The following is a 15,568-nucleotide window of genomic DNA, read 5'->3' on the forward strand; positions in this document are numbered from 1 at the left end:
TTTACGTTAACCAGCGGTTGAGTCTGATGCCGAATGTACGGGATCGGCGGTGTCGAGGGGGCTGGTCGTCGCTCGCACGCGCCACGCCGGCATGATGATGCGCGCGATGAGAATTGTGGGGCAATTCATACTTAATACGCCAATACCATGACCAATATTGTTCGGGCAGCACAACACGCCTAGTATTCCAGCAGGCAATCTCGGGGGCTCGAATAAGTCGTGAATGTTCGTTCACAGGACAGTGCGCTGCGCGACGACTTGAACTTTCAAGCCGCGCCACAAGCACACAGGACATCCAACAACGTGGTTGATTCCGCACGTCAGGAATTGAGGCCTGCCGGCCGCGAACGGCTGATCGTCGTCGAAGACGATCCCGTGACGCGGACGATGCTGGTCGGCTATTTCAGCGAGAACAATTTCGACGTGGTCGGCGCCGGCTCCTGCGCGGAATGCCGCCAGGCGCTGCGCTCGCGCACCGATCTCGTCTTCCTCGACGTGCAGTTGCCTGACGGCGACGGCTTCGAGCTCGCCAAGGAGATCCAGGCGACCAGCAACGCGGGCATCATCTTCGTGACGCGCCGCGACACCGACGTCGATCGTATCCTCGGCCTCGAGATCGCCGGCGACCATTACGTCACCAAGCCGATCAATCTGCGCGACCTGCTCGCGCGCGCGCGCAGCGTGCTGCGGCGGCGCTCGATCGACCGCAAGGCCGCGCGCAACCACAATTCGATCGCCTTCGGCGACTGGATCATCGACCTGACCCGGCGCGAGCTGCTCGGCAGCGACGGCAAGCCGGTGGCGTTGACGCGCGCCGAGTTCGATCTGCTCGCGGCGCTGGTCGGCGCCGACGGCCGGCCGCTCAGCCGCGACTATCTGATCGAGGTCGTCAGCAACCGCCAGGCCGAGGTCGATATCCGGACGGTCGACGCGCTGGTGGCGCGGCTGCGCCGCAAGCTCGTCGGCAGCGGCACGCCCGTGATCGCGACCGTCACCGGCGTCGGCTACAAGCTCGCGCTCAGCGAGCGGCTCTAGCCTTATCCGTCGAAAGATCCGATCACCCTCGCGCCTATCGCGCGCGGGCGCTCTGATCCGTCGATGTCCTTTGCGTCGCCCCGGCCAGCTGGTCATCGACCGCATACAGCGTGCAGGTCGGCGACCATTTCATGCAGGCGCTAAGCGAATCGCGCCGGGCGTCGTCGGCGGTCGTGCGGCCCGAACGCCAGCCGTAACCGCCGTTCGGCGACACCGCAAAAGCCTTGTGCGGCATGGTGCTGGCGAGATAGCGGGAGAATTCGGCGCGCGCGGCCTCGTTGAGCTGGCCCGGCGGCGGCAGCGGATCGGGAAGGCTCAGGATGTCATGGCCGAGCCCGCGCTCGCGCAGGAAGGCGTCGAGATAGGGCGTCCATTGCGGGCGGCCCACCACCGAATAGAGATAGTGGCCGTCATCGCCGTAAGGCGGCGCCGCAATGAATTTCGCGTGACCGCCATTGCCGCGAAATCCGTCATAGAGGCGGCGCGCGAGATCGGGACCGAAGAACGAATCGTTGGCCGCATAGACCCACAGCATCGGCACGCGCGAGGTTTTGCCGAACGTGGCGAACGCCTGCACCAGCCCGTCCTTGTTGCAGACGTCGTCGTCATCGCGCGAGCCGCGGCCGCCGGCAAAGCTGATCGCGGCGACGAGACCACTCGGTGCCTGCGCGGTCAGCGCGACGGTGGCAAGCCCGCCGGCGGAATGGCCGGCCGCGATCATGCCCGATGTCGTGACGTCGGCCCTGCGCCCCATCGCATCGATCGCCGCGCGCAAATCCGCGATCGCAACCGCCGCCGCCGGCAGATAGGTGGCATTCGCGCAAACGCCGACGCTGTCGACGCGCCCGCCGGGCGAGGTGCCATATCCGCGCCGCATCACGATCAGCGCGGCAAAGCCGCGCCGGGCATATTCGAGCGCGATCCCGTAATATTTGTGCGCCGACATGGTCGCGCGGTCGTCGAAACTGCGCGGCGAGCCGTGGTTGAGCAGCGCGAGCGGATAGCGCTTCGTTCCGGCCGGCCGGACGAGAAAGGCCTCCAGCCCCTGCGGCCCGGCCTCCGCCATCGGAATGCGCAGGTCTTCCGTGTAGAACTCCGCGGCCGTCGCATTGGTCACGATGCCAGCGGTCGCAAGCCAGGCCATCAGCACAACCAAGAGCCTGTGAAACAGCGTCATGCCCCGACTCGAAAAAGCCCCGATTTGAAAGACCATAGCATGATCTCAGGAACGGCCAGCCAACCGCGCGTGTTGTGCCCTTGGCGGGGGCCCGGCCGATGCTATGGTAATCCACAAACTCTGCACGACAGGACGAGGATATTTCAGTGGCTGATGTTGACCCCGCGGCGGGCAAGCTGGTCTCGCCGGACGCGCTCACCAATGTTCCGCGGCTGGTGACGGCCTATTTCGCCGGCAAGCCCGATGTCGGCGATCCCACGCAGCGGGTGGCGTTCGGAACCTCCGGCCATCGCGGCACATCGTTCAAGAACAGCTTCAACGAGGGCCACATCCTCGCGACCACGCAGGCAATTTGTGACTACAGGACAGAAAAGGGCCTGACCGGTCCGCTCTTCATCGGCATCGACACCCACGCGCTGGCCGAGCCGGCGCTGGTCAGCGCCGTCGAGGTGTTCGCCGCCAACGGCGTCGACATCATGATCGACAAGGACGGCGGCTACAGCCCGACGCCTGTCATCTCGCACGCGATCCTGACCTACAACAAGGGCCGCGCTAGCGGCCTTGCCGACGGCGTCGTCGTCACGCCCTCGCACAATCCCCCCGAGGACGGCGGCTACAAATACAATCCCCCGCATGGCGGCCCGGCCGACACCGACGCGACCTCCGTGGTCGAGAAGCGCGCCAACGCCTATCTCGCCGACGGCCTGAAGGGCGTGAAGCGCATCGACTACGCCAAGGCGCGCAAATCCGCGAACGTGCACGCCTACGACTTCATCACGCCCTACGTCGCCGATCTCGGCAATGTCGTCGATCTCGATCTGGTTAAATCCGCCGGAATCAATATCGGCATCGATCCGCTCGGCGGCGCCGCCGTGCATTATTGGCATCCGATCATCGAGCGCTACGGCCTGAAGGCCACCGTCGTGAACGAGGCGATCGATCCGACCTTCCGCTTCATGACCGTCGACTGGGACGGCAAGATCCGCATGGATTGTTCCTCGCCTTACGCGATGGCGAGCCTGATCGCGATGCGCGACCGCTTCGACGTCGCCTTTGCCAACGACACCGATGCCGACCGCCACGGCATCGTGACGCGCACCGGCGGCCTGATGAATCCGAACCATTACCTTGCGACCGCGATCTCCTATCTGTTCGCGAACCGCCCGAACTGGGGCAGGGATGCCGCGATCGGCAAGACCGTGGTGTCGAGCTCGATCATCGACCGCGTCGCCAAGAAGCTCGGCCGCAGGCTGGTCGAGACGCCGGTCGGCTTCAAATGGTTCGTCGACGGCCTCCTCACGGGCGGATTCGGCTTCGGCGGGGAGGAGAGTGCAGGGGCCTCGTTCCTGCGCCGCGACGGCGGGGTGTGGACCACCGACAAGGACGGCATCATCCTCGGCCTGCTCGCAGCCGAGATCATGGCGAAGACCGGCCGCGATCCCAGCCAGCTCTTCAACGACCTCACTGCCGAGCTCGGCGTGCCGCACTATGCGCGCATCGACGTCGCCGCCACTGCGCCCCAGAAGAACATCCTCAAGTCCGTCACGCCCGAGCAGCTCGGCCTCAAGGACCTCGCCGGCGATCCCGTCCGCGCCACGCTGGGCAAGGCGCCGGGCAACGGCCAGCCGTTCGGCGGCATCAAGGTCGAAACCGATTTCGGCTGGTTCGCCGCAAGGCCGTCGGGCACCGAGGACGTCTACAAGATCTACGCGGAAAGCTTCCGCAGCACCGAGCACCTGAAGCGGATTCAGGAAGAGGCCCAGGCAGGGCTGAAGAAGGTGTTCGGGGCGTAGGGCGCCGAGCCCAGGACGACTCTTCGGTTGCTGCTCCGAGGAAGTGTTTGCCGCATTCTCCGCTGTCATCACCCGCGAAAGCGGGTGATCCAGTACGCCGCGGCCGTGCCGTGATGCGGAGGAGCTGCGGCGTACTGGATTCCCCGCCTTCGCGGGGAATGACTTCCGGTATAGTTGTATACATAACCAAGATAATAGGTATCCAAATACGCCATATTTAGCCTTGAACGATTCTACCTCTCCGCTATTGTATACATAACGTATTCATAAGCGCTTGGGAGAGCGACCCGTGACAAAACCCTTTCCGATGAACGCCTGGTACGCCGCGGCCTGGGACGCCGACGTCAAGCCGGCGCTGTTGCCGCGGACGATCTGCGGCAAGCATGTCGTGATGTACCGCAAGGCCGACGGCTCGGTGGCCGCGCTGGAGGATGCCTGCTGGCACCGCCTGGTGCCGCTGTCCAAGGGCCGGCTGGAAGGCGACACCGTCGTCTGCGGCTATCACGGCCTGAAATACAATGCGCAGGGGCGCTGTACCTTCATGCCCTCGCAGGAGACCATCAATCCGTCGGCCTGTGTCCGCGCCTATCCCGTGGTCGAGCGTCATCGCTACATCTGGCTCTGGATGGGAGACCCTGCGCTCGCCGATCCCGCGCTCGTCCCTGACATGCACTGGAATCACGATCCGGCCTGGGCCGGCGACGGCAAGACCATCCGCGTCAATTGCGACTACCGCCTCGTGCTCGACAATCTCATGGACCTCACCCACGAGACCTTTGTGCACGGCTCGTCGATCGGCAACGATGCGGTCGCCGAGGCGCCGTTCGACGTCACCCATGGCGAGAAGACGGTGACGGTGACGCGCTGGATGCGCGGCATCGAGGCGCCGCCGTTCTGGGCCAAGCAGCTCGGCAAGCCCGGCCTCGTCGACCGCTGGCAGATCATCCGCTTCGAAGCCCCGTGCACGATCGCGATCGATGTCGGCGTGGCGCCGACAGGTACCGGCGCGCCCGAAGGCGACCGCTCGCAGGGCGTCAACGGTTTCGTGCTCAACACCATCACGCCGGAGACCGAGAAGACCTGCCACTATTTCTGGGCCTTCGTGCGCAACTATCAGATCGGCGAGCAGCGCATCACCACCGAGATCCGCGAAGGCGTCTCCGGCATCTTCCACGAGGACGAACTGATCCTCGAGGCGCAGCAGCGCGCCATGGACGAGAACCCCGATCGGATCTTCTACAACCTCAACATCGATGCCGGTGCGATGTGGACGCGCAAGCTGATCGACAGGATGGTGGCGAAGGAAAGCGCGCCGCAGCAGCTCCAGGCCGCGGAGTAGGCCAGGTGAAAGCAGCGCCCGAGCGAGAGGTCGACCGCTCCGTCTCGCAGACCGTGAAGGCGCAGCTCGCGCTGCGCGACCAGATCCTGTCGGGTCGCTTACGGCCCGGCGAGCGCATCTCCGAGCTGCAGGCGGTGGAGACGACCGGCGCCTCGCGCACACCGGTGCGCATGGCGCTGGTGCGGCTCGAGGAGGAAGGCCTGCTGGAGGCGATTCCCTCAGGCGGCTTCATGGTGAAGGCGTTTTCCGAGCGCGACATCTCCGATTCCATCGAGCTGCGCGGCACGCTCGAAGGGCTCGCCGCGCGCTTCGCAGCCGAGCGCGGCGTTTCCGCGCGCGAGCTCGAGCCGCTGAAGGAGTGCCTTGCCGCAATTGACGAATTGCTGCGCCAGGTGCCGATCTCGGTCGACGCGTTCTCATCCTATGTCACGCTGAACGCGCGCTTCCACGCACTGCTCACGGAATTGTCGCGCAGCCCGCCGCTGATCCGGCAGATCGACCGCGCTTCGGCGCTGCCGTTCGCCTCGCCAAGCGGTTTCGTGATGGCGCAATCGGCGCTGCCCGAGGCGCAGCAGATTCTGATCATCGGGCAGGAGCACCATCGCGTCGTGATCGACGCCATCGAGAACCGCGAAGGCGCCCGCGCCGAGGCCGTGATGCGCGAGCACGCGCGCCTCGCAGTGCGAAACCTGCGGCTTGCGCTGCGCAACCGCACCCATCTCGACCTCTTGCCGGCGCTCGCGCTGATCAGGACCGCAACCGACTAGGGCAATCGCCATGCGCTTCATCGAAACCTGGATTCCGGCAACGCTGGTCGCGACGCGCGATCTTGCGCCGGGCATCCGCGAATTCTTGATCCTGCCGGATCAGTTCGACGGCACGGCCTATCCGGTCGGCAGCCACATCAATATCAGCGTGACCATCGACGGCCTGCCGGAGACGCGATCCTATTCGCTGGTCGGTGAGGCGTCCTCGCGCGGATTCAGGATCGCGGTGCGCCGCGCCGAGGATTCCCGCGGCGGCTCGCGCTACATGTGGCAGCTCACCCCCGGGGCTCGGCTCGACATCACCCGGCCGGCTTCGCTGCTCGCAGTCGACTGGACGCGCGAAAACTATTGCCTGATCGCTGGCGGCATCGGTATCACGCCGATCCTTGGCGCCGCACAGGCGCTGGCGCGTCGCGGCGTTGATGTCACGCTGCATTATGCCGTGCGCTCGCGCACCGATGCCGCCTATCTCGACGATCTCGCCAAAATGCTCGGTGAGCGCCTGCTCGTTCACGCGAGCGACGAGGGCCGGCGACTCGACCTCGATGCGCTGTTCGGATCATTGCCGCAAGGTGCGCTGGCGCTGTTCTGTGGCCCGATGAGGATGCTGGATGCCGCGCGCCACGCCTGGATCGGCGCCGGCCATCCGCTTCCCGATCTCCGCTACGAGACCTTCGGCTCCAGCGGCACGCTGCCGACCGAGACGTTTCGCGTGCGCCTGAAGGGGACCGATGTCGAGCTCGAAATCCCGCGCGAGCGCTCGATGCTTGATGTGCTCAATGCCAGCGGACACGACGTGATGTACGATTGCAAGCGCGGCGAATGCGGCCTGTGCGCGATCGACGTGGTCGAGGTCGACGGCGAGATCGATCATCGCGACGTCTTCTTCAGCGATCACCAGAAGCAAAGCAACCAGAAGATCTGCGCCTGCGTCTCCCGCGCCCGCGGTACCATCACCGTGGACACGCTGCTCCGGGAAGATGCGGTCTGACCGGAGCTGGAAGGCGTACTCGGAAACCGCGATCAGCCTGAAGGCTCGCGCATCCGCCCTACTTTCGGAGCGGGCGGGTGCAGGTCGTCCTGGCGAGGCAGCTAAGGGCGGTGACGAAGCGGGCTTTGCAGCGTCAATGGGCCGGCAAGAGCGCTTCGTGCGGTCCACCAATCATGATAGGTTTGCTCTCGGCAATAGATGCGTTCAGCCGGTCTTGGACAGCAAGGGTGGAGGTTCTGCCATGAAATCCAATTCTGTCTCGCTGGCAGTCGATGCGTTCGCCACAGGGCGAGCTGACGCGCTGATTTTAATCGGCCGCATTCTCCTCGCGTGGGTATTCGTCGGAAGCGCGTATGGAGCAATATCCAACTTCAGCGGCTCTGTGGGGTATTTCAGGTCCCTGAATCTTCCAGCACCCGAGCTGTTCACGATGACGAACATCGTACTGGAAGTATTGATATCCGTTGGTTTGATATTGGGCGTCGGTACGCGCTACTGCGCAATTCTGACGTTTGTGTTCGTATTGGCGGCAACGGCTATTGCGCACCGCTACTGGGAGTATCCCGCGGGTGCGCAGCAGATCGGTCAATACAACCACTTCCTGAAGAATGTCTCGATCATGGGAGGCGCGATGTTGATCTTCGTCACCGGGGCGGGCCGGTTCAGTTTCGATCGGGCATCGTAGCCGAGATCACTTCAAGTCGGGCTTGAAAGCTTCCTCTATCGCGCGGCGGATGCTCTTTGAGAGCTGTTTCAGGGTCTTGCTCACGAGGGCGAAGAGAAGCATCAACCATGTCGCAAGCGCGGCACACCACAGCACGACTTCAAATATCTCAGGCATGATGATGCCCCTCAAAAATAATTACTTTGAAATGAGGCAAGTGTTGCTTAATGGGGCCGACACGGCAAGCCGTCTTGAGAGTGGTAGCGCGCCGAAACACTCGGAAACGCTCTCAAAACAGCGGACAGCCTTAGGTCAGGGATGCAGACCAACCCTATGACCGCGAAGACTGGCGCGGGATGCAGAACTGCCTGGCAGTGATTCATTTGCAAAGGGTGGCTTGAAGAAATTCTGCCCTGCGCGAGTCTGCTTCACCCCTGGAAGCGGACCGCCTCACATTTGCGAGTATTTCCCTACGCCGCGTAAGTCGCCCGCTGCTTTTTCGTGTTCAACAGCGCCAGAACGCCATCGGCCGACACCGGCCGGCTGATCAGATAGCCCTGCGCTTCGTCGCAACCGAACTGGCGCAGAAACTCGAGCTGGTCGGCGGTCTCGACGCCTTCCGCAACCACGCCGATGCGCAGGTCGCGCGCCAGCGAGATCACAGACTTCACGATCGCGGCGCAGTCGGGCTGCACCAGCATGTCGCGGATGAAGGACTGGTCGATCTTGATACGGCTGAACGGCAGCTTGCGCAGATAGGTGAGCGAGGAGAAGCCGGTGCCGAAATCGTCTAGCGCCACCGTGATGCCAAGCTCGAGCAGCGCGTTCAGGATTGACGCCGCGGAGCCGTATTTCGACAGCAGCATCGATTCCGTGATCTCGACCTCGAGCCGGTGCGGGGCGACCTTCGCGTCCGCGAGCGCCTGCACGATGGTCTGGAGGATGCCGGTGCTGTGAAACTGCGCGGCGGAGAAGTTCACGGCGACCCTGATGTCCTCCGGCCAGTCCGAAAGCGTCGCGCAGGCACGCCGGATCACCCATTCGCCGATCTCGTGGATCAGCCCGGTCTCCTCGGCGATCGGGATGAATTCGCTCGGCGGCACCAGTCCGCGCCGGGGATGCTGCCAGCGCAGCAGCGCCTCGAAGCCGGTGATGCGGTTCTCGCCGAGATCGAGGAACGGCTGGAACACCAGGAACAGCTCGTCTCTGGCGATGGCGCCTTCGAGGTCCGCTTGCAGCGCCTTGCGATCGCGTGACACCCTGTCATCGGCTTCCTCGAAGAAGCAGACCGTGCCGGGACCTGCTTTCTTGGCGCGATACAGCGCCGCGTCGGCATTCTTCATGATGTCGAGCTGCGTGGTGCCGTCGCGCGGCGCCAGCACGATGCCGACGCTGGTCGCGCCGGCGATCTGGCGGCCCTCGATCTGGAACGGTTCGTCGAAGGCCGCGACGAAGCGTTCGGCGATCTCGAGCGCATCCTCCGGCCGTGCCAGATTGGCCATCACCAGCGCGAACTCGTCGCCGCCAATTCGCGCGACGTGCTCGGCCGCGCGCGTGCAGCGTTGCAGCCGGCCTGCGACCTGGATCAGGAATTCGTCGCCGGCGGGGTGGCCGAACTTGTCGTTGACTTCCTTGAAGCGGTCGAGGTCGAGCAGGAGCACCGCGAATTCCTCGCCGGACAGGGCCATCCGCCGGAGCGCGGCTTCGAGCGTCTCGTTGAAGGCGAAGCGGTTGGGCAACAGCGTGAGGGGATCCTGCCGGACCGTGCGCTCGGCCTCGATCTGCCGGATCACGCGCCGCGCGAAAGCGAATGAATTGACGAACACCGCACGCAGCAGCACGCTGCCGTAAACCACCACCAGGATGGCCATCAGCACATAGGCGGGATCGCCGTCGCGGCCGAGGCAGATGGCGATGCCGACGAAGATGGGGCTCGTGAAAGCGATGGCCGCAATCGGGATCGTGGCGAAGGCTAGTGCGCCGCCGGCCAGCATCCCCGAGCAAAGGCAGGTGATGACGAGCTGGCCGCCGGTCGCGGCATTCGCGAAGAAGGCGACCGGGACGATGCCCCAGGCAACGCCGAGCACGAAGGCGTTGCGCACCAGCCGATGCATCGCCCGACGCGAAACGAATTGCGGTTTTGTGATCCGGCGCGAGGCGTGGGATTGCAGGCCGAACGCGATCGCGGCGCCGGCCACGATCGCGGCCCAGGCCAACGCAAACTTCCAGTCCGGCGAATGCCAGAGCGCGATGGCGAGTACGGCCGCGTTGCAGGCATTGGCAAGCATGATGCCGACGGAGTAGCCGAGCACCAGTGACATCTGATCGGCGCGGATATGTCCGGCGACGGCTTCGTCGGTTGCAGGACCGCCAAAGGCCGACAGATCGCCGGCGAACAGCCGCGCGAAATAGCTGGTCGTTTGAGTCCGCATTCCAGGGCCTAGCAGCATGGGCCGTTTGTCCGGCTCGATCAGGAGGATTCGCTGCAAACCTTTGACGAAATATGAATTATCCCCGCTGGCCACGATCGCCATGGCCACTTCTGCGTGTTCAAGCGAGGGTATCGATAACAAATCGATACAAATGCGGCGCCCCGCGTTACGGTTGTAACAGTGGGCCGATCGCAGAACGCGCTCGGCCTTCATGGTTCGAGACGCGCCGCAAGGCTGCGCTCCTCACCATGAGGGTCTAAGATGTTGCCGCGGAGCAGGCCTCATCCTGAGCAGCCCGCTGAAGGCGGGCGTCTCGAAGGATGGCCGCGAGGAGGCTGCCAGCCCGCTCTGTTGCCAAATGTGCCGAACGTCACCGCCCGAGCTGCTTCGGATCATAATAGAACCGTTCTTCGATCAGCTGATCGCCCTGCCAGGTCTGCCACGCGATCTCATCCAGCGTTCGGACGACGCCTTCGGCATTGGTGAAGCTGAACCGCCAGCGTGTCGCGACGTGATCGCCCTCGATCAGGCTCGGCCCGATGCGGACGGCCTTGACCTTCCTGGAGGCCGCGAGCACGCCGCGCTCCTTGGCGACGAGCTTGTCGCGGCCGACTGTCGGGGCGGCGTTGTTCTCATAGGTCGCGGCATCGGACGTGTAGTACTGCTCGATCGCTTCGACAAACTCCCCATCCTCCAACCGCTTCGCAAAAGCTTCGACGACGTCACGGCTCGGCATGGCGCACCTCACGATTAAAACAGACTGATAGTCGGTAAATACCGACCGGTAGTCGAAAAGTCAACTGGCCGGGTGCGACGAATTGGACTAGACGGGAGCGATGGCAAAGCAGGCGGAGCGGCGGGCGGCGACATCCGAGGCGATCCTGACGGAGGCGCGGCGCCTGTTCGGGACGCAGGGCTTTGCCGCGACCACCGTGGACGACATCGCGGCGGCCGCGGGCGTTGCCAAGGGCGCGGTCTATCATCACTTCAAGACCAAGGAGGTGGTGTTCGAAGCGGTGTTCGATTCTGTCTCGCGCGATCTCGTCGCCGAGATCGACCGCACCGCGCGCGCCGAGAAGGACGTGCTCGCCGCGATGGTCGCCGGCACGCAGCATTACTTTGCGGCGACCGCCAAGGGCCCGACAGGTCAGATCATCCTGCGCGACGGCCCGGCCGTGCTCGGCTGGGAGCGCTGGCGGGAGATCGACGCGCAGCATTTTGGCGGTAAGATGCCGCGCGCGCTGTCGGTGGCGATGGAGGCCGGCCTCATCGCAAAGCAACCGGTCGAGCCGCTGGCGCGGCTGCTGCTCGGCGCGGTGACGGAGGCGGCGGTCGCCTGCGCCGGGCGCACGGATATCGCAAGGGCAGGGGCGGAATATGCCCGTGCGTTCAAGTCACTGGTCGAGGCGCTGCGTCTACGCGCATGATTGTGCTAGTGACGAACCGGAAACGCCCACACCAACAAAAAGAACAGTAGCGCATGAACGCAAATTCCTCCCTCGCGCCGTCCGATCCTGAGTTCGACTACATCATCGTCGGCGCCGGCTCCGCTGGCTGCGTGCTCGCCAACAGGCTGTCTGCGAACGGCAAGCACAGCGTGCTGCTGCTCGAGGCGGGACCTAAGGATTCCAACATCTGGATCCACGTGCCGCTCGGCTACGGAAAACTGTTCAAGGAGAAGACGGTCAACTGGATGTATCAGACCGAACCGGAGCCCGAATTGAAGGGGCGCCAGGTGTTCCAGCCGCGCGGCAAGACGCTGGGCGGATCGAGCTCGATCAACGGCCTGCTTTATGTCCGCGGCCAGCACGAGGATTACGATCGCTGGCGCCAGCACGGCAATGCCGGCTGGGGCTATGACGACGTGCTGCCCTATTTCAAGAAAGCCGAGAACCAGGCGCGTGGCGCCGATCAATATCACGGCAGCGGCGGCCCGCTGCCGGTGTCCAACATGGTCGTGACCGATCCGCTGTCGAAGGCCTTCATGGATGCCGCGGTCGAGACCGGTCTGCCCTACAACCCCGATTTCAACGGCGCCACGCAGGAGGGCGTCGGTCTGTTCCAGACCACGACGCGCAACGGCCGCCGTGCCTCGACGGCGGTGGCCTATCTTGGACCCGCGAAGACGCGCAGCAATCTCAAGGTCGAGACCGAGGCGCTCGGCCAGCGCGTGCTGTTCGAGGCACGCCGCGCGGTCGGCGTCGAATACCGGCAAGGCACAACCGTGCGCCGGGCCCGCGCGCGCAAAGAGGTCGTGCTGTCGAGCGGCGCCTACAACTCGCCGCAGCTCCTTCAGCTCTCCGGCGTCGGCCCTGCCGATCTCTTGCGCAAGCACGGCATCGATGTCGTGCTGGACGCGCCGGGCGTCGGCCACGATCTCCAGGACCACATGCAGGTCCGCATCGTGATGCGCTGCTCGCAGAAGATCACGCTCAACGACACCGTCAATAATCCGTTTCGCCGCACGTTGGCCGGCGCGCGCTATGCGCTGTTCCGGAAGGGCTGGCTGACCATCGCGGCCGGCACCGCGGGCGCGTTCTTCAAGACCAATCCTCGCCTCGCTTCGCCCGACATCCAGGTGCACTTTCTGCCGTTCTCGACCGACAAGATGGGGGAGAAGCTGCATGATTTTTCCGGGTTCACGGCGTCGGTGTGCCAGCTCCGGCCCGAAAGCCGCGGGACCTTGCGCATCAAAAGCGCGGACCCGACCGCGCCGCCGGAGATCCGCATCAACTACATGTCGACCGAGACCGATCGCACCACCAATGTCGAAGGCCTGAAGATCTTGCGCAAGATCCTGAATGCGCCGGCGCTGAAGCCGTTCGTGGTCAGCGAGTACGATCCTGGCGCAAAGGTATCCACGGATGGAGAGCTGCTCGATTATTGCCGCGAGCGCGGCAGCACCATCTACCATCCGACCTCGACCTGTCGTATGGGCAATGACGCGCTGGCGGTGGTGGACCAGCGGCTGAAGGTGAGGGGGCTCGAAGGCCTTCGCATCGTCGACGGTTCGATCATGCCGGACCTCGTGTCGGGGAATACCAACGCGCCGATCATCATGATCGCCGAAAAGGCCTCCGACATGATATTGGAGGATGCGCGATAAACATTGCGCTGAAAGGACATTCGACTTGGCTACGCGACTGAAGATCGGCACACGCAAGAGCGCGATGGCGCTGGCGCAGACGGAAGAGATCGCGCGCCGCCTGACCGCCGCCATGCCCGATCTCGATGTCGAGATCGTCAAGTTCGACACCACGGGCGATCTCGACCAGACCGGCAAGCTGCTGCCGCATGGCGGCAAGGGCGGCGCCTTCGTGGCGCAGATCCGCGCTGCCGTGCTCTCCGGCGAATTGCAGGCCGCGATGCATTCGCTGAAGGACATGCCTGGCAACGAGGACACGCCCGGCCTCGTCATCGGCGCTACGCTATCGCGCGATCCCCCGAGTGACGCACTGGTGCTGCGCGATGGGGTGACGCTGGAAGCGCTGCGCCAGTCGCGCGGCAAGGGTTTCAAGATCGGCACCAACGCCGTGCGTCGCGCCGCCTATGCGCGGCGGCTGTTTCCCGATGTCGAAGTGATCCACTTCCGCGGCGCCGCTGACACCCGCGTGCGAAAACTCGACAATGGCGAGAAGCAGAAGTTGCCGGATGGCGGCGCGGTTGGTCCCGCCGATGCGCTGATCATGGCGCGTTCCGGTCTTGACCGCGTCGGCCTCTCGCACCGTATCGCCTATGAATTCTCCGCGGCGGAGATGCTGCCCGCGGCAGGGCAGGGCATCGTCGCCGTGGAATGTGCCGCGCAGGACTGGCAGACGCGGCAGATCCTGGCATCGATCGACGATCCCTCTGCGCACGCTTCTGCCGATGCCGAGCGCGAGGTGCTGTGGGTGCTCAACGGCCATTGCAATTCGCCGGTGGCGGGTTTTTCGACCATCGCAGGCGATCAGATGTCGCTGACGGCGTCCGTGCTCGACCTCTCCGGCAACACCATCATCGAAGCCTCGCACACGGGCCCCGCCAACCGCCCGCGCGAGCTCGGCCGTGCGGTGGGACTGGAGCTGCTGACGAAGGGCGCCGCCGAGATCATCGAGCGCAGCCGGCCGCGCTAAATTTTGAGAGCGCAGTACGTACAGCATCCGTCATTGCGAGCGTAGCGAAGCAATCCAGGCTGTCACCGCCGAGAGATTCTGGATTGCTTCGCTGCGCTCGCAATGACGGCGCGGAGCCTCAGCCCCGCACGCGCTTCAGCATCTGCTCGACATGGGCGATCGGCGTCTCCGGCTGGATGCCGTGGCCGAGATTGAAGATGAAGCGCCCTTGCGCAAAGTTCGCCAGCACGTTGTCCACAGCGCGATCGAGCGCAGCGCCGCCTGTGATCAGCACCAGCGGATCGAGATTGCCCTGAACGGCGACGCGGCTCTGCACGCGCTCGCGGACGAAGGCCGGCTCGGCAGTCCAGTCGATGCTGACGGCATTCACGCCGGTCGCCTCGACGTAACCGGGCAGTTGCGCGCCGGCGCCGCGCGGAAAACCGATGATCTTCGAATCGGGCACTTTTGCGCGCACGCCTTCGACGATGCGCCGGGTCGGCTCGACCGACCAGCGCGCGAACTCGGCCGGCGGCAGCACGCCGGCCCAGGTGTCGAAGATCTGCAACGCATCGGCACCGGCCGCGAGTTGCGCCAGCAGATATTCGATCGAGTTCTCCACGAGCACGTCGATGATTTTCGCAAACGCCTCCGGATGCCGGTAGGCCATCATCCGTGCCGGCGCCTGGTCGGGCGTGCCCTGGCCTGCGACCATGTAGGTCGCCACCGTCCACGGCGCTCCGCAGAAGCCGATCAGTGCGGTCTTGGGATCGAGCGCACCGCGCACGAGCCTGAGCGCTTCGAACACCGGTTTGAGCTTGCTGAAGTCGGCGTGCGCGGCGAGTGTCGCGACTTTTGCGGGATCATCCAGCGGCTCCAGCCGCGGACCCTCGCCAACCTCGAACCGCACGGAACGGCCGAGCGCATAGGGGATCACCAGGATGTCCGAGAAGATGATCGCCGCATCGAAGCCGAACCTGCGGATCGGCTGCAGCGTCACTTCGGCGGCAAGCTCCGGGTTGAAGCAGAGATCGAGGAAGCCGCCGGCCTTGGCTCGCACCTCGCGATATTCCGGCAGATAACGCCCGGCCTGCCGCATCATCCACATGGGCGGGGTAGCCTGGCGCTGGCCGGAGAGCACGTCGATGAAGGGCTTTGTCGCAGACTGGGGCACGGACGGTCCTATCAAGATTGAGGTTCCTGATACACTGCCGGAAGCCGGAGCGGAACAGTGGAACCAGCGCAAATGCACCGCGTTGACCTCCCAATCGAGGAGGAC

At 64.6% G+C, this 15,568-nt stretch carries 14 protein-coding genes; 9 read left to right on the forward strand and 5 right to left on the reverse strand.

Annotated elements, in window-relative coordinates; translation table 11 throughout:
- The first annotated feature begins 219 nt into the window (after window positions 1-219).
- The gene (locus AB7245_RS09745; RefSeq protein ID WP_063979731.1) at window positions 220-1,035 is read left to right on the forward strand and encodes a response regulator transcription factor; all 816 of its coding nucleotides are present in this window, start codon (window positions 220-222) and stop codon (window positions 1,033-1,035) included.
- A gap of 34 nt (window positions 1,036-1,069) precedes the next feature.
- On the opposite strand, the gene AB7245_RS09750 is transcribed toward AB7245_RS09745, so the two are convergent.
- Window positions 1,070-2,212, reverse strand: a complete 1,143-nt coding sequence (locus tag AB7245_RS09750) for an alpha/beta hydrolase family protein (protein ID WP_085399123.1) — start codon at window positions 2,210-2,212, stop codon at window positions 1,070-1,072.
- 146 nt (window positions 2,213-2,358) lie between these two features.
- Between AB7245_RS09750 and pgm the strand changes: the two genes are divergently transcribed.
- The 5 genes from pgm to AB7245_RS09775 all read left to right on the forward strand — a co-directional run bounded on the left by pgm (window position 2,359) and on the right by AB7245_RS09775 (window position 7,787).
- Window positions 2,359-4,005, forward strand: a complete 1,647-nt coding sequence (gene pgm / locus AB7245_RS09755; RefSeq protein ID WP_354078978.1) for a phosphoglucomutase (alpha-D-glucose-1,6-bisphosphate-dependent) — start codon at window positions 2,359-2,361, stop codon at window positions 4,003-4,005.
- A gap of 289 nt (window positions 4,006-4,294) precedes the next feature.
- The gene (locus AB7245_RS09760; RefSeq protein ID WP_187387662.1) at window positions 4,295-5,344 is read left to right on the forward strand and encodes an aromatic ring-hydroxylating dioxygenase subunit alpha; all 1,050 of its coding nucleotides are present in this window, start codon (window positions 4,295-4,297) and stop codon (window positions 5,342-5,344) included.
- 5 nt (window positions 5,345-5,349) lie between these two features.
- Complete coding sequence (locus tag AB7245_RS09765; RefSeq protein WP_028148569.1) at window positions 5,350-6,111, forward strand: GntR family transcriptional regulator; 762 nt, start codon at window positions 5,350-5,352, stop codon at window positions 6,109-6,111.
- Between the two features lie 10 nt (window positions 6,112-6,121).
- Entirely contained in the window at window positions 6,122-7,102 is a 981-nt protein-coding gene (locus AB7245_RS09770; RefSeq protein WP_085399121.1) for a PDR/VanB family oxidoreductase, read from the forward strand.
- A 241-nt stretch (window positions 7,103-7,343) separates the two neighbouring features.
- Window positions 7,344-7,787 (forward strand): DoxX family protein, encoded by a 444-nt coding sequence (locus AB7245_RS09775; protein WP_071917677.1) that lies wholly within the window; start codon window positions 7,344-7,346, stop codon window positions 7,785-7,787.
- 6 nt (window positions 7,788-7,793) lie between these two features.
- Here AB7245_RS09775 and AB7245_RS09780 read toward each other — a convergent pair whose 3' ends face one another.
- The 3 genes from AB7245_RS09780 to AB7245_RS09790 form a co-directional block, all read right to left on the reverse strand.
- Window positions 7,794-7,943: a hypothetical protein gene (locus AB7245_RS09780; protein ID WP_166084486.1), complete on the reverse strand. Its 150-nt coding sequence runs from the start codon at window positions 7,941-7,943 to the stop codon at window positions 7,794-7,796.
- 293 nt (window positions 7,944-8,236) lie between these two features.
- A complete protein-coding gene (locus AB7245_RS09785; protein WP_085399130.1) occupies window positions 8,237-10,198 on the reverse strand; it encodes a putative bifunctional diguanylate cyclase/phosphodiesterase in 1,962 nt (653 codons plus the stop codon).
- A gap of 370 nt (window positions 10,199-10,568) precedes the next feature.
- Window positions 10,569-10,934 carry a nuclear transport factor 2 family protein gene (locus AB7245_RS09790; RefSeq protein ID WP_085399120.1) on the reverse strand — a complete coding sequence of 122 codons (366 nt, stop codon included), beginning with the start codon at window positions 10,932-10,934 and terminating at the stop codon, window positions 10,569-10,571.
- Between the two features lie 100 nt (window positions 10,935-11,034).
- On the opposite strand from AB7245_RS09790, the gene AB7245_RS09795 reads away from it, so the two are divergent.
- From AB7245_RS09795 to hemC, 3 genes are read left to right on the forward strand one after another with little or no spacing between them, the layout of a single operon-like run.
- On the forward strand, window positions 11,035-11,625 hold the full coding sequence (locus AB7245_RS09795; protein ID WP_085399119.1) for a TetR/AcrR family transcriptional regulator: 591 nt from the start codon (window positions 11,035-11,037) through the stop codon (window positions 11,623-11,625).
- Between the two features lie 53 nt (window positions 11,626-11,678).
- Entirely contained in the window at window positions 11,679-13,304 is a 1,626-nt protein-coding gene (locus tag AB7245_RS09800) for a GMC family oxidoreductase (protein ID WP_085399118.1), read from the forward strand.
- A gap of 25 nt (window positions 13,305-13,329) precedes the next feature.
- Window positions 13,330-14,310, forward strand: coding sequence for a hydroxymethylbilane synthase (gene hemC / locus AB7245_RS09805; protein WP_085399117.1), 981 nt, complete (start codon window positions 13,330-13,332; stop codon window positions 14,308-14,310).
- Window positions 14,311-14,428: 118 nt separating this feature from the next.
- Here hemC and hemE read toward each other — a convergent pair whose 3' ends face one another.
- Window positions 14,429-15,463: a uroporphyrinogen decarboxylase gene (gene hemE / locus AB7245_RS09810; RefSeq protein WP_085399116.1), complete on the reverse strand. Its 1,035-nt coding sequence runs from the start codon at window positions 15,461-15,463 to the stop codon at window positions 14,429-14,431.
- Between the last annotated feature and the right edge of the window lie 105 nt (window positions 15,464-15,568).

It is taken from the genome of Bradyrhizobium sp. 604_D8_N2_3 (assembly GCF_051810765.1).
GTDB lineage: Bacteria > Pseudomonadota > Alphaproteobacteria > Rhizobiales > Xanthobacteraceae > Bradyrhizobium > Bradyrhizobium barranii.